We start from the raw sequence: 377 nt of genomic DNA on the forward strand, positions 1-377 counted from the left end.
GGCCGGCTGGAACTTCGGCGAGACCACCGAGGACTTCGCCGTCTCCTACGAGGTGGCCCCCGCGACGGCCGCGTTCCCCGCCGGCACCTACCGCAACATCTCGGGGAACCTGGCGCTGTCCTACGGGCTGATCGCCGCGGCCCGCCAGGCCGACCTGCCGCTCTACCTCGGCTCCTACCCGATCACCCCCGCCTCCGACATCCTGCATGAGCTGTCGCGCCACAAGAACTTCGGCGTGCGCACCTTCCAGGCCGAGGACGAGATCGCCGGCATCGGCGCGGCCCTCGGAGCAGCCTTCGGTGGTGCGCTGGCGGTGACGACGACCTCGGGGCCGGGTGTGGCGCTGAAGTCGGAGACGATCGGCCTGGCGGTGTCGC

General features: G+C 71.6%; 1 pseudogene. It reads left to right on the forward strand.

The annotated features are described in order from the left end of the window. Positions 1-377: pseudogene (locus NQU55_RS36275) on the forward strand (2-oxoacid:acceptor oxidoreductase subunit alpha); the annotation flags it as partial.

Source organism: Streptomyces telluris (assembly GCF_024519335.1).
GTDB classification, from domain to species: domain Bacteria; phylum Actinomycetota; class Actinomycetes; order Streptomycetales; family Streptomycetaceae; genus Streptomyces; species Streptomyces telluris.